The 25,973-nt window shown below is 68.8% G+C and carries 21 protein-coding genes; 7 read left to right on the top strand and 14 right to left on the bottom strand.

Annotated features, from left to right (window positions below):
* Positions 1–389: 389 nt before the first annotated feature.
* The 12 genes from flgL to SLW52_RS20960 form a co-directional block, all read right to left on the bottom strand.
* A complete protein-coding gene (gene flgL / locus SLW52_RS21015) occupies positions 390–1,595 on the bottom strand; it encodes a flagellar hook-associated protein FlgL (RefSeq protein ID WP_295930273.1) in 1,206 nt (401 codons plus the stop codon).
* Positions 1,592–3,466, bottom strand: coding sequence for a flagellar hook-associated protein FlgK (flgK, locus tag SLW52_RS21010; RefSeq protein WP_320741226.1), 1,875 nt, complete (start codon positions 3,464–3,466; stop codon positions 1,592–1,594). Before flgK ends, flgL begins: the two co-directional genes overlap by 4 nt.
* Positions 3,467–3,477: 11 nt before the next feature.
* Complete coding sequence (gene flgJ / locus SLW52_RS21005; RefSeq protein ID WP_295930261.1) at positions 3,478–4,686, bottom strand: flagellar assembly peptidoglycan hydrolase FlgJ; 1,209 nt, start codon at positions 4,684–4,686, stop codon at positions 3,478–3,480.
* 1 nt (position 4,687) lies between these two features.
* Positions 4,688–5,806, bottom strand: coding sequence for a flagellar basal body P-ring protein FlgI (locus SLW52_RS21000; protein WP_017912877.1), 1,119 nt, complete (start codon positions 5,804–5,806; stop codon positions 4,688–4,690).
* An 8-nt stretch (positions 5,807–5,814) separates the two neighbouring features.
* Positions 5,815–6,516 carry a flagellar basal body L-ring protein FlgH gene (gene flgH, locus SLW52_RS20995; protein ID WP_017908575.1) on the bottom strand — a complete coding sequence of 234 codons (702 nt, stop codon included), beginning with the start codon at positions 6,514–6,516 and terminating at the stop codon, positions 5,815–5,817.
* Positions 6,517–6,539: 23 nt separating this feature from the next.
* Positions 6,540–7,325, bottom strand: a complete 786-nt coding sequence (flgG, locus tag SLW52_RS20990) for a flagellar basal-body rod protein FlgG (protein WP_017908574.1) — start codon at positions 7,323–7,325, stop codon at positions 6,540–6,542.
* Positions 7,326–7,427: 102 nt separating this feature from the next.
* On the bottom strand, positions 7,428–8,183 hold the full coding sequence (locus tag SLW52_RS20985) for a flagellar basal body rod protein FlgF (protein ID WP_017908573.1): 756 nt from the start codon (positions 8,181–8,183) through the stop codon (positions 7,428–7,430).
* 106 nt (positions 8,184–8,289) lie between these two features.
* The gene (gene flgE / locus SLW52_RS20980) at positions 8,290–9,513 is read right to left on the bottom strand and encodes a flagellar hook protein FlgE (RefSeq protein WP_267099853.1); all 1,224 of its coding nucleotides are present in this window, start codon (positions 9,511–9,513) and stop codon (positions 8,290–8,292) included.
* Positions 9,514–9,543: 30 nt separating this feature from the next.
* Complete coding sequence (locus SLW52_RS20975) at positions 9,544–10,218, bottom strand: flagellar hook capping FlgD N-terminal domain-containing protein (protein ID WP_017908571.1); 675 nt, start codon at positions 10,216–10,218, stop codon at positions 9,544–9,546.
* A gap of 41 nt (positions 10,219–10,259) precedes the next feature.
* Positions 10,260–10,667 carry a flagellar basal body rod protein FlgC gene (gene flgC, locus SLW52_RS20970; RefSeq protein ID WP_017908570.1) on the bottom strand — a complete coding sequence of 136 codons (408 nt, stop codon included), beginning with the start codon at positions 10,665–10,667 and terminating at the stop codon, positions 10,260–10,262.
* Positions 10,668–10,669: 2 nt separating this feature from the next.
* Positions 10,670–11,068 carry a flagellar basal body rod protein FlgB gene (gene flgB / locus SLW52_RS20965; RefSeq protein ID WP_017908569.1) on the bottom strand — a complete coding sequence of 133 codons (399 nt, stop codon included), beginning with the start codon at positions 11,066–11,068 and terminating at the stop codon, positions 10,670–10,672.
* A gap of 158 nt (positions 11,069–11,226) precedes the next feature.
* Positions 11,227–12,177, bottom strand: a complete 951-nt coding sequence (locus SLW52_RS20960) for a chemotaxis protein (RefSeq protein ID WP_026143352.1) — start codon at positions 12,175–12,177, stop codon at positions 11,227–11,229.
* Between the two features lie 113 nt (positions 12,178–12,290).
* On the opposite strand from SLW52_RS20960, the gene flgA reads away from it, so the two are divergent.
* The 4 genes from flgA (at position 12,291) to SLW52_RS20940 (ending at position 14,969) form a co-directional block, all read left to right on the top strand.
* Entirely contained in the window at positions 12,291–12,935 is a 645-nt protein-coding gene (gene flgA / locus SLW52_RS20955; protein WP_148828688.1) for a flagellar basal body P-ring formation chaperone FlgA, read from the top strand.
* 66 nt (positions 12,936–13,001) lie between these two features.
* Positions 13,002–13,319, top strand: a complete 318-nt coding sequence (flgM, locus tag SLW52_RS20950) for a flagellar biosynthesis anti-sigma factor FlgM (protein WP_026143351.1) — start codon at positions 13,002–13,004, stop codon at positions 13,317–13,319.
* A gap of 2 nt (positions 13,320–13,321) precedes the next feature.
* Positions 13,322–13,660: a flagella protein gene (locus SLW52_RS20945; protein WP_026143350.1), complete on the top strand. Its 339-nt coding sequence runs from the start codon at positions 13,322–13,324 to the stop codon at positions 13,658–13,660.
* Positions 13,661–13,745: 85 nt separating this feature from the next.
* Positions 13,746–14,969, top strand: coding sequence for an ATP-binding protein (locus SLW52_RS20940; protein WP_017908564.1), 1,224 nt, complete (start codon positions 13,746–13,748; stop codon positions 14,967–14,969).
* A 406-nt stretch (positions 14,970–15,375) separates the two neighbouring features.
* On the opposite strand, the gene SLW52_RS20935 is transcribed toward SLW52_RS20940, so the two are convergent.
* Together SLW52_RS20935 and SLW52_RS20930 are read right to left on the bottom strand one after the other, a co-directional pair.
* Entirely contained in the window at positions 15,376–17,100 is a 1,725-nt protein-coding gene (locus SLW52_RS20935; RefSeq protein WP_010341742.1) for an EAL domain-containing protein, read from the bottom strand.
* A gap of 4 nt (positions 17,101–17,104) precedes the next feature.
* Positions 17,105–19,207: a PAS domain S-box protein gene (locus SLW52_RS20930; protein ID WP_225851616.1), complete on the bottom strand. Its 2,103-nt coding sequence runs from the start codon at positions 19,205–19,207 to the stop codon at positions 17,105–17,107.
* A 163-nt stretch (positions 19,208–19,370) separates the two neighbouring features.
* Between SLW52_RS20930 and SLW52_RS20925 the strand changes: the two genes are divergently transcribed.
* From SLW52_RS20925 to SLW52_RS20915, 3 genes are all read left to right on the top strand, one after another.
* Complete coding sequence (locus SLW52_RS20925; RefSeq protein ID WP_267094077.1) at positions 19,371–22,160, top strand: bifunctional diguanylate cyclase/phosphodiesterase; 2,790 nt, start codon at positions 19,371–19,373, stop codon at positions 22,158–22,160.
* Between the two features lie 522 nt (positions 22,161–22,682).
* A complete protein-coding gene (locus SLW52_RS20920; RefSeq protein ID WP_320741219.1) occupies positions 22,683–24,440 on the top strand; it encodes an ABC transporter permease subunit in 1,758 nt (585 codons plus the stop codon).
* A gap of 16 nt (positions 24,441–24,456) precedes the next feature.
* Positions 24,457–25,776 (top strand): nitrate/sulfonate/bicarbonate ABC transporter ATP-binding protein, encoded by a 1,320-nt coding sequence (locus tag SLW52_RS20915; protein WP_010341738.1) that lies wholly within the window; start codon positions 24,457–24,459, stop codon positions 25,774–25,776.
* Positions 25,777–25,973 lie beyond the last annotated feature (197 nt).

The following is a 25,973-nucleotide window of genomic DNA, read 5'->3' as shown; positions in this document are numbered from 1 at the left end:
GTTGAGGTTGCGCTGAGCGTTCAGCGACATTACGTTGGTATTGATGACCTGTGCCATTTTGATATCTCCTCTAAGCGATTTGTCCGGCAACCGGTTGGTGCCTGGAGTCTCCGCAGGGGGCCATCAATTTGGCCAGTGCGGCTGGTGATATAAGTAACGGCGACGGGCTCGCAACCTTTAGCGATTTACTGCAGAAAATTTGCCGTTCCGGCGATGCGCAAAACATCAGGAACACCGCGGAGAGCCTTTCTCGGCCGCACTTCGGCAAACTTTAGGGCTGCCTGCGCGTTGTCTACCTATCCAGCGGCGATGACGATCTTTGTATAACGCGAAAGGCCCGGAAGCGTCGCCGCGCTCCGGGCCTTTCTGTATATCCGGTATATCGCCGATCAGCCGAGCCGGTCGAACAGCGACATCCTCTGCATCTGGGTAAAGATGGTCTGTGCCGCTTTCAGCGCCGACTGTTCCAGTTGGTACTGGGAGATCGCCTGTGCGTAGTCGAGGTCGCGCAGCGAGGACAGGGTGGTCTTCAGGGTCACGTCGTTGGAGGCGCGCAGGTCGGTGGCGTTGTCGATCGCCGCGAGCTGGGCGCCGCCGGCGGCGCGCGCATCGATCATCTTCGACGAGGCCTGGGTGATGTCGCGCATCGACGACTGCAGACCGTTCTGCAGCGCAGCCTTGGCGGCCGGGGTGATCGGATCGGTGTTGAGCAGGTTGACCAGGTTGCTGATGGTGGAGAACACGTCCTTGGTGGTCGAGGCGCCGATCTGGAAGCTGTCGCCGGCGGCGGGCGCGCCGTCCACGCGCATCTTCAAGCCGGGCAGGCCGATGCTCTCGCCGGCGGCATAGGTGCCGGTGTTGACCACCGCGCCACTGCTGTCGCGCACCTCGTAGGTGGTGGCGGCGGTGAACACGACACTGTAGCTGCTGCCGTTCCAGGCGCTGCCGGAGCCGTCGCGGCTGAAATCCAGCAGCAGGCCGGTGCCGGTGTTGCCGGCGGCCGCATGCGCGTCCACGGTGCCGTCGCCGGTGGGCACGCGCATGAAGATCTCGCTGCCGGGCAGGGTGTCGGAGACCTTGGTGTCCGGTGCCACTTCCACGCTGCGCTGGGTCTGGTTGCCGCTGTAGATCACGTTGCCCGAGACCACGGCGAACGGGGCCGCATCGTCGGCGGTGCCGCCGAACAGGTAGCGGCCGGAGCCGTCGGTGCTGTTGGACAGGCTCAGCAGGCTGTCGTGCAGGGTCTTCAGCTCCGCGGCGATGGCCTTGCGGTCGGGCGTGGTCAGCGCCGAACTATTGGCTTCCACCGTCAGATCCTTGACCCGCGCCATCAGGTCGCCGGCCTGCGCCAGCGAGTTTTCCTGCAGGTTGAGCCGGTTCTGCACGTTGTTGGCGTTGTCGCCGAAGCGCGCCAGCGCGGCCACCGTGCGGTCCAGGCTGACCGCGGTGCCCGCGGCGACCGGATCGTCGGCCGCACTGACGATGCGCTGACCGGTGGAGAGCTGTTGCTGCAGGTGCGAGATCGTCGCCTGCTTGCCGAGCATGGTGTTGAGCGACTGATTGAAGATCATGCCGCTGGAGATGCGATTGCTCATCGGACCGCGCTCAGGATGGACTGGAACAGGGTGTCGGCGGTGGAGATCAGGCGCGAGGCCGCCTGGTAGGCCTGCTGCAGCCGCAACATGTCCGCCGCTTCCTCGTCGAGGTTGACGCCGGACAGCGAGTCGCGCGCGTCCTGGGCGCTGCTCTGGATCACGTCCTGCGCGTCGGCCGCGTACTTGGCCTGGCGCGCCGCCGAGCCGACCGTGGTGGTCAGGCCGGCCACCGCACCGTTGAGGGTGATGGTGCCGCCGTTGAAGGCCTTGGCATCGTCCAGGTTGGACAGCAGCAGGGCGTTGCCGTTGTTGCTCGAGCCGACCCCGGTCGGGCCCACCGCGAAGCTGTCGCCGGCGGACGGGACCCCGTCCATGGTCAGGCTCCAGCCGTTGGCGCTGATGGTCTGGCCAGCGGTGTAGGTCTGCGGCGCGCCGCCGTTGATCGAGTAATGGGTGGAATCGATGAAGGCGATGTTCGCCGGCGTCAGCAGGTTGGCATTGCTGGCGTTGGTCGCGGTGACATTGCTGACCTTGCCGGTGCCCTGGTTGCTGAGCGTGGCGCTGGCCTGGATCGGCGTCGCCGCGGCGATGCGCGAGGGGTCGCTGATGGCCACGGACAGCTTGCTGATGGCATTGGCGGTGGGCTGCAGCAGGAACTTGTCGCCGCTGGCGGCGGTGCCGGAGACCTGCAGGGTCACGCCGTTGACCACGAACGGATCGGCGTTGGTGCCGGAGCCGCTCATCGGGACGCTGGCGCCGGTGTCGGCGCGGCTGGCGCTCCAGGCGGTGCCGTTGTAGGTCAGCAGCAGGTTCTGCCCGTCGAGCTTGCTCAGGTCGCTGACGTTGGCGGTGAACGCCGCGGTGCCGGTGTTGGCGCTGTTGCCGTCCACGGTCGGCGCCGGCAGGTTGAAGAAATCGCCGCCCATCTGCCCGTACAGGTCCATGCCGGCGCGGTGCTGCTGGTTGTAGCTGCTGGCCACGCCGGTGGCGATGCGGCCGAGTTCGGCCTTGGTCGGATCCAGGACATTGCTGCGGAACTCCAGGAAGCCGCCGATCTGCCCGCCCAGCGCCTTGCTGGTGAGCGGCGTCGAGCCGCCCGGCGTCTTCAGCGCGATCTGCAGCTTCTCCGGCTGGTAGGGATCGGGACTGGTGACCAGGGTCGACGCATTGGTGCCGACCACCATCGCCTGGCCGCCGGAGGTGTAGACGTTCATCATCCCGCCGTCCTGCTGGATGACGCTGCCGCCGGTGTAGCCGATGAGCTGGCCGATCATCTGGTCGCGGCGATCGAGCAGGTCCGGTGCGGCGGCATTGGCGTTGGAGCCGATCTGGCCGTTGAGCTTGGCGATCTCGGTGGCCAGGCGGTTGGCCTCGGCGGTGCCGGCCAGCAGGCCGTTGTTGACTTCGCTGCCGAGCGAATCGAGCTGGCCGTTGAGCTGCTTGAAGCGGGTGACCAGCGAATCGCCGGCGTCCAGCAGATTCTGCCGGTTGGCGCTGGCCGAGGCGTTGGAGGACAGGCCAGTGGTGGCGTCGAAGAAGTTCGACCACTGTCCGGCGATGCTGGTGGCCTTGTCCGAGAACAGCCCGTCGACGCGGCTGGACAGGCTGGAGAGCTGCTTCAGCCGGGCGACTTCGCCGGTGCTGTCGAACAGGCGCGAGATCGCCAGCTGGTCGGCGACGCGGGAGACGTCGGTGATCTGGGTGCCGTTGCCGATGAACTCGCTGCCGTACTGGCTCGGGACCGTGGTCGCGAACGTCGTCCGCTGCCGGCTGTAGCCGTCGGTGTTGATATTGGCGACGTTGTGGCTGACCGTGGACAGGGCCCGCTGGAAGGCGAGCAGGGCGCCGGTACCGGTGGAGAGGATGGACATGGACGGCTACCTCAACGGCGCACGAGGCCGGACGGATCGACGGTGCTGGCCAGCACGCGCTCGATGCCGGCGGCGGCGGCGCTGCCGATCGCGGCCACCGCACGGCCGATGGTCGGGCCGCCGGCGATGGCGGCGATCTTGGCTGCGTAGGCGGGGTCGGTGGCGTAGCCGGCGCGCTGCAGGCCCTGGGCGAAGCCGCGGATGTCGGTGCCGGCCTTCAGTGCCTGCTGGTAGCGCGGATTGGTCTTCAGCAGGCGCACGTAGTCGGCGAAGCTTTCCGCCGGCGAGGAATAGGCACGGAAATCGGCGGTCTGCGACTGCTTGACCCCGTCCACGTACTCGTGGGTGCCGGTGGTCACGCGGTCGCCGTTCCAGCCGGTGGCCTTGATCCCGAACAGGTTGTTGGAACTGGCGCCGTCGCCGCGGGAAATGCCGCGGCGGCCCCAGCCGGTTTCCAGCGCTGCCTGCGCGACCAGGGCGCGCGCGTCCACGCCCAGTTCCTGCGCGGCCTTCTGCGCATGGTTCCAGATCTTGGCGACGAAGCCTTCCGGGGTGCGCTCGCCGAGGCTGGCCGCGGCGGCGTTGGCGGCCGCGGCGGCGCTGGGATCGATGGCGGTGCCGCTGTCGGCGGCCGCCTGCACGTTCGACCAGCGGTCGTCGGCACCGGCCCAGGACAGGCCGGCGCTGCCGTCGGCCGGGCTGCTGCCGATGGCCTGGTGCATGGCGCTGCTCTCGCGGCCTGCGATCATGTCCAGCACCTGCTGCTGCGGGGCGGCGGTCGCCTCGGCGCCGCTCCACGGGCCGACGCCGGCGCCGGCTGCGGCACCGGCGCCGAGCGCGGCCTCGCCCTGCAGCGCCATCGGGCCGTTGCCGGACTGGCCGGACACCAGCGAGTAGGCCTTGGCCGCCTTGGCCGCGCCCAGCGAGGTATTGGCCGGCGTGGTCGCCGCCGGCTGGCCGCCACCGAGCTGCTTGGAGATCATCGCCGCCAGGCCCAGCCCCTTGCCGTCGGTCAGGCCCTTGGCGAGCTGCTGGTCGTACATGTCGCGGAAGGTCTGGTTCTCGCCGGGGAACAGCGAATTGCCGAAACTGGCCTCGCGCATGCTTTTGACCAGCATGTTGGCGAACTGCCCTTCGAGCTGGCGCGAGACCTTGTCGATCTTGGCCGGATCGTTCTGGGTAGAGGCGTGCAGGTCGAAGGGAGCGGCCGAGATACGCATGTCAGATCACCTCCAGCTCCGCGCTCAGGGCACCGGCCTGCTTGAGCGCTTCCAGAATCGCGATCAGGTCGCCAGGCGCGGCGCCGACCTCGTTGACCGCCCGCACGATCTGATCCAGCGAGGTGCCGCCCTCGAACTTGAACATGCGGCTGCCTTCGTTGGTGGCGGTGATGGTGGACTTGGGCGTGGCCACGGTCTGGCCGCCACTCAGCGCATTGGGCTGGCTGACCTGGGTGCCTTCGCTGATGGTCACCGTCAGCGAGCCGTGCGAGATCGCCGCCGGGCTGACCCGGACCTGCGAGCCGATCACCACCGTGCCGGTGCGGGCGTTGACCACCACCTTGGCCGGTGCCGCACCCGGCGACAGCTCGACGTTCTCGATCCGTGCCAGCAGGCCGATCCGCGCGCTCTGGTCGGTGGGCGAACGCACCGCCACGGTGGAGCCGTCCACCGCATGCGCGCTGCCGGGGCCGAAGGTGCTTTCCAGCGCCGAGACCATGCGCGAGACGGTGGTGAAATCGGGCTGGTGCAGGTTCAGGGTGATCTCGCCGGTGTTGCCGAACACGTCCGGCAGCGCACGTTCCACCGTCGCGCCGTTGGGGATCAGGCCGACGCTGGGCACGTTCACCGAGATCCGCGAACCGTCCTTGCCCTGCGCGCCGAAGCCGCCGACCACCAGGTTGCCCTGCGCGACCGCATAGACCTGGCCGTCGGCGCCCTTCAGCGGCGCCATCAGCAGGGTGCCGCCGCGCAGCGAGATGGCGTTGCCGATCGAGGAGACGGTGATGTCGATGGTCTGGCCCGGCTTGGCGAACGCCGGCAGCTGCGCGCTGATCGCCACCGCGGCCACGTTCTTCAGCTGCGGATTGACGTTGGCCGGCACGTTGACGCCCAGCTCGCCGAGCATGTTCTTCAGGCTCTGCACGGTGAAGGGCGCCTGGCTGGTGCGGTCGCCGCTGCCGTCCAGGCCGACGACCAGGCCGTAGCCGACCAGCGCGTTGTTGCGCACGCCGCCGACCTGGGCCAGGTCCTTGATGCGTTCGGCCGCGGCCGGCGCGGCCAGACCGGCGCACAGGGCGACGGCGGCGAGCAGGCGGCAGGGCAGGGACAGAAGAGTCATGGCGGGCCTCAGTACGGCGAGATGCGCGAGTTGAAGAAGCGGCTCAGCCAGCCCATCGCGTTGGACTGCGCGACCGCGCCGCGGCCGCCGTAGGCGATGCGCGCTTCGGCCACCTTGCTGGAGGGAATGGTGTTGTCCGGGGCGATGTCGGCGGCGCGGACCACGCCCTGCACCTGCACCAGTTCGTCGCCCTGGTTCAGGCGCAGGTTCTTCTGGCCCTGGATCACCAGATTGCCGTTGGGCAGGCGCTGCATCACGGTCACGGTGATGCTGCCCTGCATGGTGTTGCTCTGCGCGGTGTTGCCCTTGCCGGCGAAGCTGCGGTCGCCGCTGGTGGAGTTGTTGAGGATGTTGGTGCCGTTGACGGTGAGCGGCGCGCCCAGCAGCGTCGGCGTGGCCATGGTCACCGCGTCCTTCTTGCTGATGCTGGTGTTGGCGGTACTGCTGGCGTTGGTGCTTTCGACCAGGGTGATGGTCAGCAGGTCGCCGACGTCGCGGGCGCGGCGATCGGAGTACAGCTGCAGGCCGGGGCCGGCGGCGTAGATCGCACCTGCGGTCGGCTGCGCCTGCGGCGCCATCACCGGCACGATCGGCGCCATCGGCGCGTACGGACGCACGTCGCCGGCGGCCACGCCCAGACCGGCGCAACCGCCGAGCAGGACCGGCAGCAGCAGCGCGGCGGAGAAGGAGAGAGAGGACAGGCGCGACATGGCGGATTCCGGAGGCGAGGGGATCAGACGTTGTTGTTCAGATAGCCGAGCATCGAGTCGGTGGTGGAGATGGCCTTGGCGTTCATCTCGTAGGCGCGCTGGGTCTCGATCATGCTCACCAGCTCTTCCACCACATTGACGTTGCTGCCTTCCAGCGCGCCCTGCGCGATCTTGCCGAGGCCGTTGAGGCCGGGCGTGCCGTTCGTCGCCGGCCCGGAGGCGGCGGTTTCCACATACAGGTTCTGGCCCTGGGCCTGCAGGCCGGAGGGATTGATGAAGTCGGTCAGGGTCAGCGCGCCGACCTGCAGTGCCGCGGCGGTACCGGCGACCTGCACGCTCACCGTGCCGTCGGAGCCGATGGTCACCGACTGCGCGCCTTCCGGAATCTGGATGCCCGGCTGGATCGGGTAGCCGCTGTTGGTGACCAGTTGGCCCTGCGCATCGATCTGGAAGCTGCCGTCGCGGGTGTAGGCCGAGGTGCCGTCCGGCATCTGCACTTCGAAGAAGCCGCGGCCGTTGACCATCACGTCCAGGGCGCGATCGGTCTGCTGCTGGCTGCCCTGCTCGAAATCCTTGGCGGTGGCGACCACGCGCACGCCGGTACCCACCTGCAGGCCCGAGGGCAGCTGCGTCTGCGAGGAGCTGGCGCCGCCTGGCTGCCGCAGCTGTTGGTACAGCAGGTCCTCGAAGTTGGCGCGGTCGCGCTTGAAACCGGTGGTGTTGGTGTTGGCCAGGTTGTTGGAGACGACCGACATGCGCGTCTGCTGCGCATCCAGTCCGGTCTTGGCGACCCACAAAGCCTGATTCATGACCCGAGTTCCTCTGATGGTGGCCCCGGCACGACGCGCCGGGGGCGCAGGGAGTGATGCACGTGCCGTGCCAAACCGGCGCCGTTGGCGCCGCGGCGTGCCTTAGCCGTTCAGACGCAGCAGGGTGTTGGCCGACTGCGCGTTCTCGTCGCCGTTCTTGATGACCTTCACCTGCATTTCGAACTGGCGCTGCAACTGGATCATCTGCACCAGCGCGCCGGCGGCATCGACGTTGCTGCCCTCGAGTACCCCGGTTCGCAGCGAATTGCCGGTGGCCGGCGCAAAGGCCTTGGCCGGATCGTCGCTGACGTTGCGCATCAGGCCGTCGGGCCGGCGCGTGAGCTGGTCCGCCGGCGCCTGCACCACCTTCAGCGTGGCGATGGTGCTCATCGCGGTGGGCGCTTCGCCCAGCGGAACGATCGACACCGTGCCGTCGTTGCCGATCTCCAGCGACTGGTGCGGCGGAATCGCCACCGGATTGCCCTGGTCGTCGAGCACCGCATGGCCGCTGGCGGTGACCAGCTGGCCGTTCGGGGTCAGCGCCAATTCGCCGCCGCGCGTATAGGCCTCCTTGCCGTCGGCGGACTGCACCGCCAGCCAGCGATCGGCATCCAGCGACAGATCCAGTGGATTGCCGGTCTGGTGCTGGGCGCCGACGTCGCGGTTGAACCCCTGGTCGATGTGCAGCGCATCGATCCGCGACGGATAACCGGCGCCAGGAATCCGATAGGCCTCGGTATTGGCCAGCGCCGCCTTGAACCCGGAGGTCTCGACGTTGGCCAGGTTGTGCGACACGGTGGCCTGCGCCTGCAGCGACGCGCGGGCGCCGGTCATGGCGACGTAGAGGGCTTTGTCCATTGGAGGGAACCGGGAATGGGGAATCGGGAATGGCGGAAAGCGGGAGGTCGGTGGCGGGAACCGCGTTTACGATTCCCGTTTCCCCATTCCCGATTCCCGGTGGTCATCAACGCATATTGATGATGGTCTGCGTGACCTGATCCTGGGTCGAGATCACCTGCGAGTTCGCCTGGAAGTTGCGCTGGGCCACGATCATGTTGACCAGCTGCTCGGTCAGGTCGACGGTCGAGGATTCCAGTGCGCCGGACTGCACGCTGCCGAAGTCCGAGGTCGCCGGCGAGCCGGTGCGGGCGATGCCCGAGGCCGAGCTTTCCGCCCAGGCGTTGTCGCCGAGCGAACTCAGGCCCTGCGGATTGACGAAGTTGGTCACCGCGATCTGGCCCAGCGCCTTGTCGGCGTTGTTGGAGTAGCGCGCGTAGACGATGCCCTTCTCGTCGATGCTGATCGAGTTGAGCTTGCCGCTGGCGTAGCCGTCCTGGGTCGCGCCGCGCAGGGCGAAGGCTTCGCCGTACTGGGTCGACCCGAACACGTTGAGGGTCAGCGACAGGGTGCCGGCGCCGGTGGCGGGGGTGAAGGAGCCCAGCGGAATCTTGCCGTCGGCCGGGCTGACCAGCGCGCCGCTGTTGGAGAACTGCAGCGTGCTGGCGCCGCCGGCGGCGACGCCGTCCACGTAGTTGTAGACGGTCCACTGGTTGGGCGTAGAGGTCTTGACGAAGTACGAGGTCTGCACGTGGGCCACGCCCAGCGAGTCGTAGACGGTGGTGCCGCCGCTGGAGTTGTTGTAGCTGTTGGCGTCGTTTGGATCGAACGTGGCCACGGTCGGCGGCTGGGTGTTGCCGGGCAGGGTGAAGGTCAGGTTGACCGTGCTGCTCTGCTTGGGCGGGCTGTCGGTGGTCAGCAGCTGCAGGTCGGTCAGCGTACCGGCCGCAAAGCCGTTGCCGTTGCTCGCCGGCGGGAACACCTGCAGCCGCGCGCCCTGCGGATTGACCACATAGCCGTTGGCGTCGGTCTGGAAGTTGCCGGCGCGCGAGTACACGCGGGCGCCGTTGTTGGACAGGGTGAAGAAGCCGGAGCCGGAAATGGCCAGGTCCAGGCTGCGTCCGGTCGGATCGATGGTGCCCTGCGAGAACTGCTGGGCGACGTTGCTGACGCGCACGCCCGAACCCACCGCGTTGCGCGCCAGGCCGTAGCCGTTGAGCGTGAACTGGTCGGCGAACTCGGCGCGCGAGCCCTTGAAGCCGGTGGTGTTGGCGTTGGCGATGTTGTTGGCGGTGACGTTGAGGTCGGTATTGGCCGCCCTGAGGCCGGACAGCGATGTATTGAAACCCATGGTGGACTCCTGTGGATTGTCGGCGTGGCGTTAGCTGACGCGGAGGACGTTGGTCAGCGGCGTGGTGCCGAGCCCGGTCAGATCGAGATAGATGCCGTCCGATCCGATGATGGCGCTCTCGACCGGCGCCTGGACGTAGGTGGACAGGGACAGTTGGTTGCCCTGGGCATCGGTCTGCCCAGCGGTGATGCTGTAGCTGCCGGCCGGCATGCGCTTGCCGCTGGCGTCGGTGCCGTCCCAGGCGAAATCGAGCTGGCCGGCCTTGTCGGCGGTGAGGCTGATCTTCTTGATCGGCTGGCCGGTGGCGTCGCTGACGGTGACGTCGACCACGCCGGCGGCCTTGGCCGCGACCAGGCCGCCGGTGCTGCCCTCGGCGCCCAGCGGCAGCGTCGCCGACGGCACCAGCACCTTGTGGCCGATCAGGTTGGCGCCGCGCAGCACCTGGTCGGTGCTCATCGACGAGGACAGCGCGGTGACGGTCTTGTTGAGGTCGCCGATGCCCTGCACGGTCGACAGCTGCGCCATCTGCGCGACCATCTGGCTGTTGTCCATCGGCTTGAGCGGATCCTGGTGCTGCAGCTGCTCGGTCATCAGCTTCAGGAAGTCCGCCTGCTGCAGCGCCTTGTTCTTGGTGGTGCTGGTGTTGGCCGAGGCGCTCAGGCCCAGGCTGGAATAGGTGTCGGTGGAGGTGGTGACGCTGCTCATGGAAGCGGTCCTGGGACGTGACGCGGCGGAAGGAGGGCGGATCAGCGGCCCATGGTCAGAGTGGCCAGCGCCAGTTCCTTGGCGGTGTTGAGCACCTCCACGCCGGCCTGGTAGTTGCGCGAAGCGGAGATCAGGTTGACCATCTGCGAGACCGGATCCACATCGGGCGAATAGATGTAGCCCTCGGCGTCGGCGAGCGGATGGCCGGGTTCGTAGCGCTTGATCGGCGGTGCGTTGGTCTGGGCGATTTCCTTGACGTTGACCGAGGTCAGGCTGCTGTCGTGCGGGTTGCGCACCGCCTGGAAGATCGGCTCGATCGGCTTGTAGGCCGCCTCCGCCGAACCGGCCACCGAATCGGCGTTGGACAGGTTGCTGGCGATGGTGCTCATGCGCACCGACTGCGCCTGCAGCGCGGAGCCGGCGACGTCGAAGATCGGCAGGTTGCTCATGCTTATTGGCCCGTGATCGCGGTGAGCATGCTGCGCACCTTGGATTCGAGGAAGCTCAGCGAGGCGCGGTACTCCAGCGCGGCGCGGCCGTAGGCGGCGCGTTCGGCGTCAGGATCGACGGTGTTGCCGTCCATGCTGGGCTGGCTGGCGGCCCGGGTGATCTGGAACGGATTCAGGCCATCGCCGCCGACCGCGATGTGGCGGCTGTCGTCGACCGCGAGCTGGGTGCCTTCGCGCTGTCCCTGCGCGGCACGCATCGCCGCGTCGAAATCCAGGTCCTGGGCCTTGTACCCGGGCGTGTCGACGTTGCTGAGGTTGCTGGCGATCAGCTTCATGCGCTGCTCTCGCAGCGGCAGGGCGTCGCCATGGACGCCGAAGTAGGCTGTGATCGGATTGGACATGGCACGATCCCGCGGTTCGTTGCCGAAACCACAGGCAAGGCGCGTGCCAAAGGCGGGCGCGGGGGCCCGTGAGATCAGGGGGTTGCCTCGGGAGGCGGGGGACGCCCGCGCTCTATTAGAACGTCAGGCAGGCCACGCAGCGAGACGCGGCGCCCGGGTCAGGCGGCCGCTTGCGCTGCCGCGGCGACCACCCGCAGCCGGGTCAGCACGTACTCGGCCAACTCGTTGGGGCTGTACTTGGCCACGAAGGCATTGGCGCCCACGCGCTCGACCATCGCATTGTTGAACACGCCCGACAGCGAGGTGTGCAACAGCACGTACAGGCCGGCCAGCCCGGGGTGACGGCGGATTTCCGTCGTCAGCGTGTAGCCGTCCATCGCCGGCATCTCGATGTCCGAGATCACCATGGCGTAGCGTTCGGCCGGATTCTCGCCGGCGGCGTGGATCTGCAAGAGATGGTCCAGGGCCTGGCGGCCGTCCGACAGCAGGGTCGCGCCGACCCCGAGCTGGTCCAGTACGCTGCGGATCTGCTGCCGCGCCACCCGCGAGTCGTCGACCACCAGCACCTGCAGCTGCGGGCCGGTGAGCGCCAGCGACGGGTCCAGGTTGGCCTCGACCCGGGTCTGGGCGATGTCGGCCAGCACGCTTTCCACGTCGATCACCTGGATCAGCTCGCCCTGGAAACGGGTCACCGCGGTCAGGTAGCTGGACTCGGCGCCCAGTTCCGGTGGCGGATGGATGTCCTCCACCGCGATGTTGACGATGCGTTCCACGCCGCTGACCAGGAAGCCCTGGACCGAGCGGTTGAATTCGGTCACCACCAGATAGCCTGGGGCGGTGTCCGCGTTCGGCTCGCGCTCCGGATGGCCGATGGCCAGGCCCAGGTCGAGCACCGGCACCGAGCGCCCGCGCACGTCGGCGACGCCGGAGAATTGCAGCGGCAGCCCCGGCACCTGGAACAGCTCCGGGCGGCGCAGCACTTCCTGCACCTTGAAGACGTTCACGCCAAAAAGCTGACGACCGCCCAGCCGGAACAGCAGCAGGGCAAGCCGGTTGTGGCCCGCCAAGCGGGTGCGCTGGTCGATTCGGTTGAGAAGGTCATGACTCATGGCGTTCATATCGGCGCCTGCGCGGCGGAACTTGAGGGCGCGGTCCGGATCGGACGTGCGGTTTGCGGCACGGCCTTTGCATGGTGCCGGCGACCTTTCAGAGAGAGACGGCGATGCGCCCGATCCTATTGCTGGTGCTGCTGGCGGCGACGCCGGCCTGGGCTGCGGACTTCCAGCCGGTGGAGTCGATCCGCGCCGCGGCGCTTTCCCTGGCCGGGGCCGACGCCGATGCCGAGGCGACCCTTGACCCGTCGGTGCGGGTGCCGCTGTGCCCGGTGCCGCTGCAGGCGCAGCCGACCGGCACCACCACCGTGGAGGTGAGTTGCCCGCGCGAGACCGGCTGGCGGCTGTTCGTGCCGGTCAAGGTGCGGCGCATGCAGCATGTCCTGGTGCTGGCGCGCGGCCTGTCCGCTGGAGAAACCATCGGCGCGGCCGATATCGTCCCCGAGAAGCGCGACGCGGCGCGCATCGTCGGCGCCGCGATGACCGAGCCGGAAGCGGCGATCGGCAAGGTGGTGCGGCGAACCCTGCCGGCCGGCACCCTGCTGTCCGCCACCGACCTGGTCGCGCCGCGGCTGGTCCGGCGCGGCGACAATGTGGCGCTGGTGGCACGCAGTGGCGGCCTGGAAGTGCGCATGTCCGGGCGTGCACTGGGCGATGCGGGCGAAAACGAGCGGGTGACCGTCGAAAACCTGTCGTCCAAGCGTATCGTTCAGGGAACTGTGTCACAAAATGGCGACGTTTTAGTGACGCGCTAAGAATCCGGCTAAAGTTCTCCGACGCTGTGCCGTTACCTACACCGAACCCGTAACAGGATGTCCGTCATGACCCAGAAAATTGAAGGGAGTTTGCCGAGCCCGGCCACCCTTCGCACGTCGTCCGTCTCGACCAAGGCCGCCTCCGGCGCGTCCGAGGAAGGCAAGGAGCGTGCGGTCGGTGCGGCCGCAGCCACCGATAGCCTGCGCCTGACCGGCGAAGCGTCCGGTCTGCAGACCCTGCAACGCCAACTGTCGGCCGCGCCGGCGGTGGACAGCAGCCGCGTCGATGCGGTGCGCTCGGCGCTGCAGAATGGCAGCTACAAGATCAACCCCGACGCGATCGCCAGCCGCATGATCGACATGGATCGGCAACTCGGCGCATGAACATGTCCGTGACCAACCCCCTGCAGCAGCTCAGCGACGCGCTCGCCGGCGAGCGCCAGGCGTTGTTGGATCACAACGTGGAAGGCCTCATGCAGGCGACCAGCGCCAAACTGGCGGCACTGCGCGCACTGGAGGCGGACGTGCCCGCCGGCGCCGAGGCCGAACTGCGGCTGCGTGAGCTGGCCGACGCCAATCGCGCCAACGGCGCGCTGCTGTCGCGGCGCCGACGCGAGGTCAACTGGGCGCTGCGCCACCTCGGCCGCAGCGAGAGCGCGTCGTCCTACGACGCCAACGGCGAGTCCAGCACGCCGCTCTCCCAGCGTCCGCTGGCGGTCGCCTAAGCCGCGGCGCAGTCCCACTGCGGGACGCGCATCCGCCGGCAGCAACGGCGTATATTGGGCATCCATCGATCGCCCGCCGCCTGTCGTGAATTTCGCCGAAATCAATCCCAACGCACCGCTCGTCCTGCCCGCACGCGAGAACCTGCTCGCCCTGAGCGAACTGCTGTACGAAGGCGTGGTGCTGTTCCGCGCCGACGGCCAGTTGCTGCTCGCCAACAGCGCCGCGCGCCGCCATCTCTCCTCCAGCGCCGACACCGGCGCATTGGCCTCGCATCTGGCGCAGTGGCTGCCGGGCGACGCGCTGTCGCAGGCGCGCAGCAGTGGCCGCTGGAGCGGCAGCCTGCCGACCGAACAGCACGTGGTGCTGGCGCACCTGTACTTCCACGCCGACGCGGACGGCGGCCATTACCTGATGCTGATCCAGGGCATCGAAGGCCAGCAGGACTACGAACAGGAACTGCAGCAACGCCACGCCGAATTGCGCCAGGCCTATCTGCGCCTCAACGGCGCCCAGGAAAAACTGCTGCAGTCGGAGAAGATGGCCTCGATCGGCCAGCTCGCCGCCGGCGTCGCCCATGAGATCAACAACCCGATCGGCTACGTCCATTCCAACCTGGGCAGCCTGCAGGAATACCTGCGCAGCCTGTTCACCCTGATCGAGGCCTACGAGCGCGCCCTGCGCGCGCCGGATCCGAAGGCGCTGATCCCGGAAATCGACGACATCCGCAACCGTTTCGACATCGACTTCATCAGCCGCGACCTGCCGCAGCTGATGGCCGAATCGCGCGAAGGCATCGAGCGGGTCACCCGCATCGTCCGCGACCTGAAGGACTTCTCCTATTCCGGCCGCGAGGAGTCGTGGAAGCTGGTGGACCTGCATTCGGGCCTGGAATCGACGATCAACATCATCTGGAACGAGCTCAAGTACAAGGTCACCCTGGAGCGCCACTACGGCAACCTGCCGCTGGTGGAGTGCCTGCCGTCCGAGCTCAACCAGGTGTACATGAACCTGCTGCTCAACGCCGGCCAGGCGATCGGCGAGCGCGGCACCATCGTGGTCAGTACCGGCCAGGACGGCGAGGAGGTGTGGATCGAGTTCAAGGACTCCGGCGCCGGCATTGCGGCGGACCTGCTGCAGCGCATCTTCGACCCGTTCTTCACCACCAAGCCGGTCGGCAGCGGCACCGGCCTGGGCCTGTCGATCTCCTACGGCATCGTCAACAAGCACCACGGCCGCATCGATGTCAGCAGCGTCGTCGGCGAGGGCTCGACGTTCCGGATCGTGATTCCGGTTAGGCAGCCCAAGTAGCTGGGAATGGGGAGTCGGGAATGGGGAATCGGAACAGCGGGAGCGCTGCCGCTGCCGCTTTCCGCACCCGATGTCGTTTCAATGAACTGACCTGAAAAACGAAAAGCCGCAATGCGGCTTTTCCCATTCCCGATTCCCCGTTCCCGATTCCCGGCCCTCAGGACCCCGCATCCCGCCGCTGTTCAAGGCTCGACGTTCCGGATCGCGATTCCTGTTAGGTAGCCCTAATAGCTGGGAATGGGGAATCGGGAATGGGGAATCGGGAATGGGGAATCGGAAAAGCGGGAGCGCTGACTCTGTTCGATTTCCGTGTACCCGATGTCGCCTCAATGACCTGACCTGAAAAATGAAAAGCCGCAATGCGGCTTTTCCCATTCCCGATTCCCCGTTCCCGATTCCCAGCCCCTCAGGGCCCCGCATCCCGCCGCTGTTCGTCGTGCGTGCGGAAGGCCTGGCGGATGTGTTCGCGCAGTTCGTCGTCGTTCCACGGCTTGGTCAGGAAGCGGTAGATCGCGCCGCGGTTGATCGCGTCGGTAACGGTGGCCAGGTCGGTGTAGCCGGACAGGACCAGGCGGATGGTGTCGGGGTAGAGCATCTTCACCCGGCCCAGGAACTCGGTGCCGCTCATGTCGGACATGCGCTGGTCGGACAGGATCACCTGCACGTCGTTGGTGGCGAGCAGGTCGAAGGCGTCGCGGACGTTGCCGGCGGCGAGGATGCGGTAGCCGTCGCGGCGGAACAGCCGCACCAGCGAGCGCAGCACGTTCTCCTCGTCGTCGAGCAGTAGCAGGGTGCGGTCCGGGCGGGTCTCGGTGAACGATTCCGGGCGCAGGTAGCGCCGGCGCAGGGCCATGCCGGCGGCTTCGGCCGACATCGGTTCGCCGAACAGGTAGCCCTGGAAGATGTCGCAGTCGTTACGGCGCAGGAAGCCGAGCTGCGCCTGCGATTCGACGCCGTTGGCGATCACCACCATGCCCAGCTGGTGGCCCATGGCGATGATCGCGCGGGCGATCGCCGCCTCGCGGTTGCCGGCCGGTGCGCTCTTGATGAAGCTGCGGTCGATCTTCAGCTTGTCCACCGGGTAGCGCACCAGCGCGCTGAGGCTGGAGTCGCCGGTGCCGAAGTTGTCCAGGCTCAGGCTGATGCCTTCGCGGCACAGGTTGGCCAGGGTCTCGTGGACGAAGTTGACGTTGTTGGTCAACGCGCTTTCGTTGATCTCCAGCACCACCATCTGCGGTGGCACCCCGGCCGCCTGCAGCGCCGACATCACTTCGTTGAAGAAGGTCGGGCGCAGCAGCTGCAGGGTGGAGACGTTGACCGCGATGGTGAAGTCGTCGAAGCCCTGATCGCGCCACAGCCGCGCCTGGCGCAGCGCGCCTTCCATCACCCAGGTGCCGATCTGCACGATCACGCCCAGGCGCTCGGCGGTGCGCATGAAGCGCTCCGGCACCAGGATGCCGAGGGTCGGCGACTGCCAGCGCAGCAGCGATTCCATGCCGACCACGCGGCCGTCGCGGGCGCTGACCATCGGCTGGTAGCGCAGGCGCAGCTCGCCGTTGGGAATGGCGTCGACGATCTGCCGCGAGATGATGCTCTCGCTGTGCGCGCTTGGCGGGCCGTCGGCGGCGTACAGGCGCACCAGGTTGCCGCCTTCGCGCGCGGCCTGGTAGACCGCGTCCTCGGCGAAGTCGAGCAGGGTCGACAGCCGCGTGGAATGCTCCGGGCACAGGCTCACGCCGATCTTGCCGGTCATGAACAGGGTGTACGGCAGCACCGACAGCGGCAGCTCGATCTGCTGCCGGATCTCCTCGGCGAAGGCTTCCGGCGGCGGCACGTCGGCGGTGCGCGGTACCGCCATCACCAGTTCGTCGCTGCCATGGCGCCACAGCAGGCCGCGACCGCGCAGGTGCGCCTGCAGCCGGTGCGCGAGCAGCGCCAGCGCCTGGTCGCCGACCTCCGGGCTCATGTTCTCGTTGATCGAGGCGAAGTGGTCGATGTCGATGTGCAGCAGCATCACCCCCGGCCCACCGGCGAGCGCCTCGGCGATCATGCCGGTCAGGGCGGGATGACCCGCACCCAGGCGCGACGGCAGTTCGTCGTCCACGGGTACGGCGCTGGCGGGATTCCACATCGGCTCAGGTTCCAGGCGGGGGCGACGGTGGTGCCGCGGTGGTGTAGGGCAGGCACAGCGTCACCCGGGTGCCGGCGCCGGGCGCGGTGTCGATCTGCAGGGTACCGCCGGCGCTCTGCGCGCGCTCGCGCATCACGATCAGGCCCAGGCCGCGCGGCCCGGCCGGATCGAAACCGTCGCCATCGTCGACCACTTCCAGGCGCAGGCGCTGGCGTTCCTCGTCGCCGAGGGTCATCCGCACCTCGCCGGCGCTGGCATGGCGCAGCACGTTGGTCAGGCTCTCCTGGGCGATGCGGAAGCAGGCCTGTTCGACCTCGCCGCTGGGGCGCTCGGGCAGGGTGGCGATGTCCAGGTGCAGGCGCACCGGCGACGCGCGGAACAGCATGCCGGCCTGCCAGCGCAGCGCCGCTTCCAGGCCCAGCGCGTCCAGCTGCGGCGGCCGCAGCAGCGTGGAGAGGTTGCGCAGCTTGGTGATGCTGCTGTCGGCCAGGCTCACGATCTCGCTGAGATCCTCGCGGCGGCGCTCGGCGTCGGTCTCGTCCAGCGCCGCGTGCGCCGACAGCTTCATCGCGGTGATCGCCTGGCCGATGTCGTCGTGCAGGTCGCGCGAGATCGCCCGGCGCTCGTCTTCCTGCAACGAGAACAGGCGCCGCGCCATCGCCTGCAGTTCGCGGTTGCTCTGCGCCAGCGCGTCGCGCATGCGTTCCGGTTCGCTGAGGTCGCGCACGATCAGCAGCTTGCAGTCGCGGCCGCTGTAGCGGACGTTGCCGAACGACAGCCCGGCATGGAACAGCGAGCCGTCGCGGCGGCACATGCGTGCGGTGGCGCCGCGTTCGCCCTTGGCCCCGGCCGCGCCCATCCGTTGCCGTACCAGCGCCAGGTCGGCGCTGTCGACCAGGCCCTGCAGCGGCTCGCCGAGCAGGTTCTCGCCCTCGAAGCCGAACTGCCCGGCGCAGGCGGCGTTGGCGTACAGCACGTGTTCCTGGTGCAGGATCGCCACACCGTCCGGCAGCACCCGCACCAGTTCGCGGAACTGCTCCTCGCGCTCGTGCAGCAGGCGCCGCGAGCGCTCGTGCTCGGTCACGTCCTGCAGGGTGCCGTGCACGCAGGCGCCGCCTGCGTCGTCGCTGGACGATTCGGCGCGCAGATGCAGCATGCGCGCCTGGCCGTCGGCGGCCAGCACCGGCAGCAGCATGTCCAGTTGCAGCGGCGCGCTGCCGCACAGGTCCTCGATCACCCGCTGGATGCGCGCCTGCGAGGCCACGTCGGGCGGGACCAGCAGCTCTTCCAGGCGGTGCTGGCGCGGCTGGTCCGGCACGCGCCGGCCGAGCATCCGGTAGACCTGCTCGGAGTAACTGCCCAGGCCGCTGGCCCGGTCCAGTTGCCAGGAGCCCAGCCGCGCGATCGACTGCGCCTCCTGCAGATGCTGCAGGGCCTGGTCGCGGCGGCGCTGCGCGTCGTACTCGGCGCTGCGGTCGCTGATCACCACCAGCCGCGCCTGCCGGCCGTGGTAGTCCAGGCTGGTACTGCGCGCCTCGGCCATGCACTGGCTACCGTCGCGCAGGCGCAGCGGCTCGGCCACCACGCAGGTCTTGGACGGGGTCTGCCGGATCGTCTCGATCACCTCGGCCAGGCGGGCGCTGGCGCTGGGCGGCCACAGTCGCGCCAATTCCAGTCCGACGAACTCGTCGTGCGACCAGCCGAAGAAGGCGACCGCGGTGGGGTTGACGTCGAGGATGCGCAGGCTTTCCAGGTCGTAGACCAGCATCGGGCTGGGATTGGCGTGGAACATCTGCCGGTAGCCGGCCTCCGACAGCGCCAGCCGGGTGTGCGCTTGCACGGCGGCGCGCACCAGCGGGCGCAGCAGGTAGTACAGGGCGATTGCGGTCAGGGTCAGGAACAGGGCGTCGTTGACCAGCTGCAGGACGATCAACGTGCGGGGATCGTCTACGAAATGCGCCAAAACCAGGTCGCTGCCGATCGACAGCGCCAGCCCCAGCAGCACGTACAGCAGCACCACTCTCCAGATGCCACGGTCCAGGCGCTGCGCCAGGCGCATGCCGGAGGTCGCCTGATGGGGCAGGGAGCTGTCGCGTTGTGGTTGCATGCCCCGGCAGCCTGCTGCGGTGGTCCGTGTCCGGCGGACATCTTAGCCGCTGACGACCGCCGCGGCCCATGGTCGGGCGGTGCGGGCGCTCAATTAATGCCGCCGGGTGCCGTTATCACCTTCGACCGCTGGCCTTCAGGGCGGCGAAACGGAGCATCTCGGCGTGGATCAAGGCGTCATCGCAAGCTTGCTGCAGCACCCGCTCACCTCGGCGCTCGTCCTGTTGGACGCCGACGGCAGGCCGCTGGCGGCGAACCGGGCAGCGCAGGCACTGGAGCTGCCGCGCACCGTGGAGGCGTACGCCGAGTTGTTGCGTGCGGCCCGCGAGCGCCTGTTCGGCGGCGAGACCATGCTGGCCTGCGCCTTGCCCGGCACCGCCGGGCGACGCCTGGACGGCTGGCTGCGCGCGGTGCGCGACGACAGCGGCGGCCTGCTGGCCTACACCCTCAGCGTGCCCGAACCGGTCGGCAGCGATGGCGCCACCCGCTGGGAGATCGCCCTGGACAGCGCAGAGCACGGGCTGTGGGACTGGGACATCCCCAGCGACACCATCTTCCGCTCCGAGCGCTGGAAGCGGATGCTCGGCTACGCCGGCGATGCCCCGGCCGACGGCCTGAACGCGTTGCTGCCGCTGGTCCACGGCGACGACCAGGAGCGCCTGCGCCAGGCGATCCGCGCGCATTTCGAGGGCCGCACCGAAACCTATATGTGCGAGTTCCGCCTGCGCCGGCAGGACGGGCAGTGGCACTGGATCCTGGACCGCGGCCGCATCGTCGCGCGCACCGCCGACGGCAGCCCGCTGCGCATGATCGGCACGCACACCGACATCCACGAGCAGAAGCTGCTCGAGCAGCGCCTGCGCGACCAGCAGACCCTGCTGCGCGAGGCGCAGCGCATGACCCGCATGGGCAGCTGGTCCTGGGATCCGCTGCGCGACCGGGTGTGGTGCTCGCGCGAATTCCTGCGCGTCACCGGGCTGGACGAACAGCAGGCGCCGAGCAGCCGCGGGTGGCTGCGCCTGCTCAGCCGCGATTCGATGGCGCAGCTGATCTCGGTCTGGCGGCGCATGGCCCGCGAGGCCAAGCCGGCCAACTTCGAGGTCGAGCTGGTGTGTGGCAGCGAGTCGCCGCTGCACCTGCGGGTGTGGGCGCAGCCGCAGGTGGAGGCCGACGGCCGCATCCAGCGCGTGCTCGGCCAGGTGCAGAACATCACCGAGCAGCGCCAGACCGACGCCCTGATCCGCTGGCGCACCGAGCTGCTCAACCGGGTCTCGGCGCTGGGCAAGATCGGCGGCTGCGAGATCGAGGTCGGCACCCGGCGCATGCAGTGGACCGAGGAGTGCTACCGCATCCATGGCCTGCGCAAGGAGGCCATCGATCTGGACCATGCGCTGGCGTTGTACACCCAGGACTCGCGCGATGCGTTCGAGTCCGCGCTGGTGCGCATCACCGAGGGCGGCCTGCCGGAGCAACTGGACCTGTGCTTCCACCGCCCGTCCGGGCAGCGCATCTGGGTGCAGGTGCTGATCGAGCTGGACGAACGCGACGGCCTGCCGCCGCGCTTCGTGGTGCTGTTCCGCGACATCACCCGCGAACGCGAGGCCAGCGAGCGCATCGAGCTGCTGGCCCACTACGACCTGCTGACCGGCCTGCCGAACCGGCAGCTGCTGCGCGAGCAGGCCGAGAAGGCGATGCACGAGGCGGTGGAGCGCGGCACCACGCTGGCGATGCTGTTCGTCGACCTGGACGGCTTCAAGAGCATCAACGATTCCTTCGGCCACGCCACCGGCGACGCGCTACTGAAGCTGGCGGCCACCCGCATGCACCAGCAGCTGCGCACCAGCGACCTGTTCGGCCGTTTCAGCGGCGACGAGTTCGTGGTGGTGCTGCGCGACCTGGCCGAGCCGGGTGACGCCGGGCACGTGGCGCGCAAGCTGATCGCGGCGCTGGCCGAGCCGCTGCACAGCGGCGAGAACGTGATCAAGATCGGCGCCAGCATCGGCATCGCGCTGATGGAGGAGGGGCGCCAGGACTTCGACGGTCTGCTGCGCGCCGCCGACGCGGCGATGTACGCGGCCAAGGAGTCCGGACGCAACACCTGCCATTACTACAGCCAGGACGTGCTGCTGCGCGCGCAGCGGCGCCTGGAGATCGAGCATGCGCTGCATGGCGCGCTGGACCGCGAGGAGTTCTCGCTGGTGTACCAGCCGCTGGTGCACGCGGCGGGCGAGCGCGCGCCGGCGGTGGAAGCGCTGCTGCGCTGGCATCGCCCCGGCCACGGCCATTGCAACCCGGCCGAGTTCATTCCGATCGCCGAGGAATGCGGCGAGATCGTGCGCCTGGGCGACTGGGTGATCGGCGAGGCCTGCCGCCAGGCCGCGGCCTGGGATGCGGCGGGGCTGAGCTTCGACCGGGTCTCGGTGAACGTCTCGGCGATGCAGTTGCGCGACCGCGGCTTCGCCGAACGGGTCATCGAGTTGTGCCAGCGCAATGGCTGGTCGCCGAAGCGGCTGGAGCTGGAGCTGACCGAGTCGGCGCTGATCCGCGACAGCGAATCGCTGCGCCGCTGCTTCGAACTGTTCGAGCAGGAAGGCGTGCTGCTGGCGGTCGACGACTTCGGCACCGGCTTCTCCAACCTGCATTACCTCAATCGCTTCCCGGTGCAGCGCCTGAAGATCGACCGCAGCTTCGTGCAGGACATGCTGCACGACAGCGGCACCGCCAAGGTCACCCAGGCGATCGTGCAGCTCGGCCACGCGCTGGGCATGCAGGTGGTGGCCGAGGGCGTGGAAACCGTGCAGGAAGAGGCCTTGCTGCGCGAGCAGGGCTGCGACGAGATCCAGGGCTATCTGCACGCGCGGCCGCTGCCGCCGCGCGAGCTGGCTGCCTGGTTGCGCGCGCGCCAGCAGGTGGCGCCGGCCACACACCCGCGGCTGGTGCTGGCTGCGCAGTGAATGTGCGGCACCGCGTGCGCCGCACGGGCTTGCGGCGACGCAGCAGCTGGCTATACTGCGCGCGCCCATCGTTTTCCGGCCAGAGGCCACCTTCCTTGGACAGTCATCCTAGACCGACGCTGCAGCGACAGAGCTGACAGGACCGCCACGGTCTGGGTCGTCCCAGATGGGTCCCGTCCGCTCAGGACGGGATCGTTCGCCAGCCCCGCGCGGTGCTGGCCTTGATTCCGAAAGTGCGCAAGCCCGATCCGCGAGGACTCCGAGCGTAGCCCCTGGCGTTGCCCATCGTCGGAGCCGCCCATGCGCCTGCCATCGCCATCCTCCCTGAGCCGTTCGTCGTTGCGCGGTTGCGTCGTGTGGCGACGGCGTGCGTGCACCGCATTGTCTGGGGACACCCGCGCGGCCGGCAGCGGCTGACGCACGGCGTACATCTTCCCCGGTCACACTGGGCGGTCCGCTTCGCGACCCGCGCCAGCGTCCTTTTTCCTGCGGCGTTCGCTGCCGCTCCTGCCGGATCTTCCCATGCTGCCATTCGCCCGCGACCGCTCCGCGCCCGGACAGCTCGCCGCACGCCCCGGCGTGCTGCCCAACCTGCACGATCTTGCGGTGTTCGCGCTGCTGCTGGGCCTGGGCGCGTTGCTGCTGCACGGCGCATCCGACATGCGCGCGCCGCTGCCGCCGGCCGGCACCGCCGCGGTGTCGCTGGAGCTGTGGCAGCTCCCCGAATACGGCCTGCGCACCACCTTGCGCATGTTCGCGGCGATGGCCGCCTCGCTGGTGTTCACCTTCGTGGTGGCGACCCTGGCCGCCAAGAGCCGGCGCGCCGAGCGGGTGATCGTGCCGGCGCTGGACATCCTGCAGTCGGTGCCGGTGCTGGGCTTCCTCACCTTCACCGTGACCTTCTTCCTGGGCCTGTTCCCCGGCCGGCAGATCGGCGCCGAACTGGCTTCGATCTTCGCCATCTTCACCAGCCAGGCCTGGAACATGGCGTTCTCGTTCTATCAGTCGCTGCGCAACGTGCCGCGCGACCTGGACGAGGTGTCGCGCGGTTTCGGGCTCAGCGCCTGGCAGCGTTTCTGGCGGCTGGAGGCGCCGTACGCCACGCCCTCGCTGATCTGGAACATGATGATGTCCATGTCCGGCGGCTGGTTCTTCGTGGTCGCCTCCGAGGCGATCAGCGTCGGCGATCACACCCTGGAACTGCCCGGCATCGGCTCGTATCTGGCGCTGGCGATCGCGCAGCGCAACTTCGCCGCGGTCGGCTGGGCGGTGGTGGCGATGGCGGTGCTGATCGCCCTGTACGACCAGTTGCTGTTCCGCCCGATCGTGGCCTGGTCGGACAAGTTCCGCGCCGAACTCACCGCCTCGCAGGACAAGCCGCAGTCGTGGCTGTACGACCTGCTGCGGCGCACGCGCCTGGCCAAGCGCCTGGTCGCGCCGCTGGCCTGGGTCTGGCAGCGCGCCATGCTGGTGCGCTGGGCGCCGCGGCAGCAGCCGCAGCCCGTGGCGGCGCCGCGCGCACCGGGCCGCAGCGGGGTGTGGGGCGATCGGCTGTGGAGCGCGGCGCTGGCCCTGGCCGGTGCGGCCGCGGCGTGGTTCGCCTACGACTATGGCCGCCGCCACCTGGGCCTGCACGACCTGGCCGAGGCCTTCGGCGGCGGCCTGGCCACGCTGCTGCGGGTGGTGGTGCTGATCGCCCTGGCCAGCGTGGTGTGGGTGCCGATCGGGGTGTGGATCGGGCTGCGCCCGAAGGTGGCGCAGCGGGTGCAGCCGCTGGCGCAGTTCCTGGCCGCGTTCCCGGCCAACGTGCTGTTCCCGTTCGCGGTGCTGGCCATCGTCAGCACCGGCGCCGATCCCAACATCTGGCTGTCGCCGCTGATGATTCTCGGCACCCAGTGGTACATCCTGTTCAACGTGATCGCCGGCGCCAGCGCGTTTCCCACCGATCTGCGCGAGGCCGCCACCATCTACCACCTGCGCTCGTGGACCTGGTGGCGGCGGGTGATCCTGCCCGGCATCTTCCCGTACTACATCACCGGTGCGTTGACCGCGTCGGGCGGTTCCTGGAACGCCAGCATCGTGGCCGAACTGGCCAGTTGGGGCCACACCCAGGTGCAGGCCTACGGCCTCGGCGCCTACATCGCCCGCGCCACCGCCGCCGGCGACGGCCCGCGGGTGCTGCTCGGGGTGGCGGTGATGTCGCTGTTCGTGACCCTCTTCAACCGTGCGGTCTGGCGACGTCTGTACGTCTTCGCCGAACGCCGCCTGCGTTTCGACTGATTCCTGGAGACCGACCATGAGCTATTCCGCAAGCGTGCCCGAGCGCGCCCCGCTGGTCCGCGTGCAGGGTGTGCGCAAGACCTACGACAAGGGCGGGGCGACGCCGCTGGTGGTGCTGGAGGACGTCGACCTGACCCTGCATTCGGGGCAGATCGTGGGCCTGCTCGGCCGTTCCGGCTCGGGCAAGTCGACCCTGCTGCGCGCCATCGCCGGGCTGCTGCAGCCCAGCGCCGGCAGCATCGCCTTCCGCGATGCCGCGCCGGGCCAGGTCGCCGACGACATCGCCATGGTGTTCCAGAGCTTCGCCCTGTTCCCATGGCTGACCGTGCTGCAGAACGTGGAAGTGGGCCTGGAGGCGCGCGGCGTGGCCGCCGACGAGCGTCGCCGGCGCGCCCTGGCGGCGATCGACCTGATCGGTCTGGACGGCTACGAGGGCGCCTACCCGAAGGAACTGTCCGGCGGCATGCGCCAGCGCGTGGGCCTGGCGCGGGCGCTGGTGGTGCGGCCGAAGCTGCTGCTGATGGACGAACCGTTCTCGGCGCTGGACGTGCTGACCGCCGAGACCCTGCGTACCGACCTGCTGGACCTGTGGTCGGAAGGGCGCATGCCGATCGAATCGATCCTGATGGTTACCCACAACATCGAAGAAGCGGTGCTGATGTGCGATCGCATCGTGATCTTCGGCGCCAATCCGGGTCGGGTGATCGGCGAGATCGAAGTGACCCTGCCGCAGCCGCGCAATCGCCTGGCGCCGGCGTTCCGCGCCCTGGTCGACGACATCTATGCGCGCATGACCGCCAGCCCGCAGCGGCCGCAGACCCGCGAGGGCGTGTTCCCGGGCAGCGGCATCGCCATGGTGTTGCCGCGCGTCTCGAGCAACCTGCTGGCCGGCCTGATCGAGGCGGTGGCGGCCGAGCCCTACCACGGCCGTGCCGACCTGCCGCCGTTGGCGGCCGGCCTGCAGCTGGAAGTGGACGAACTGTTCCCGATCGCCGAGACCCTGCAACTGCTGCGTTTCGCCGTGTTCGAACAGGGCGACCTGCAGCTGACCCCGGCCGGGCAGCGCTTCGCCGAACTCGGGACCGACGCGCGCAAGCAACTGTTCGCCCAGCACCTGGCCACCTACGTGCCGCTGGCCGCGCACATCCGCCGCGTGCTCGACGAACGCCCGGCGCATCACGCACCGGCGCGCCGCTTCCGCGACGAACTGGAAGACCACATGTCCGAGGCCTACGCGGCGGAGACCGTGCAGGCGGTCACCAGCTGGGCGCGCTACGCCGAATACTTCGCCTACGACAAGCAGGCGGACCTGTTCTCGCTGGAGAATCCGAGCTGATCGCGGGGATTTCAGGCTGTGCGCAGTTTCGGCTTCAGCCGCGACCCGACGGCCAACATTGCAGGAACGGCGTCAGGCATGGCCTTGCTCGCCGCTCACTGCGCCTTGCAGCAACGATGTCGCGATCTGGTCGGAGTCGTTGTGGGAGGGACTTCAGTCCCGACTGCAGGCGCATCGAAGCGCCGGACGGCATCGCG

The organism is Xanthomonas sp. LF02-5 (assembly GCF_034105325.1).
Classification (GTDB): domain Bacteria; phylum Pseudomonadota; class Gammaproteobacteria; order Xanthomonadales; family Xanthomonadaceae; genus Xanthomonas_A; species Xanthomonas_A sontii.
This window is presented reverse-complemented; position numbering and strand designations above follow the sequence as displayed.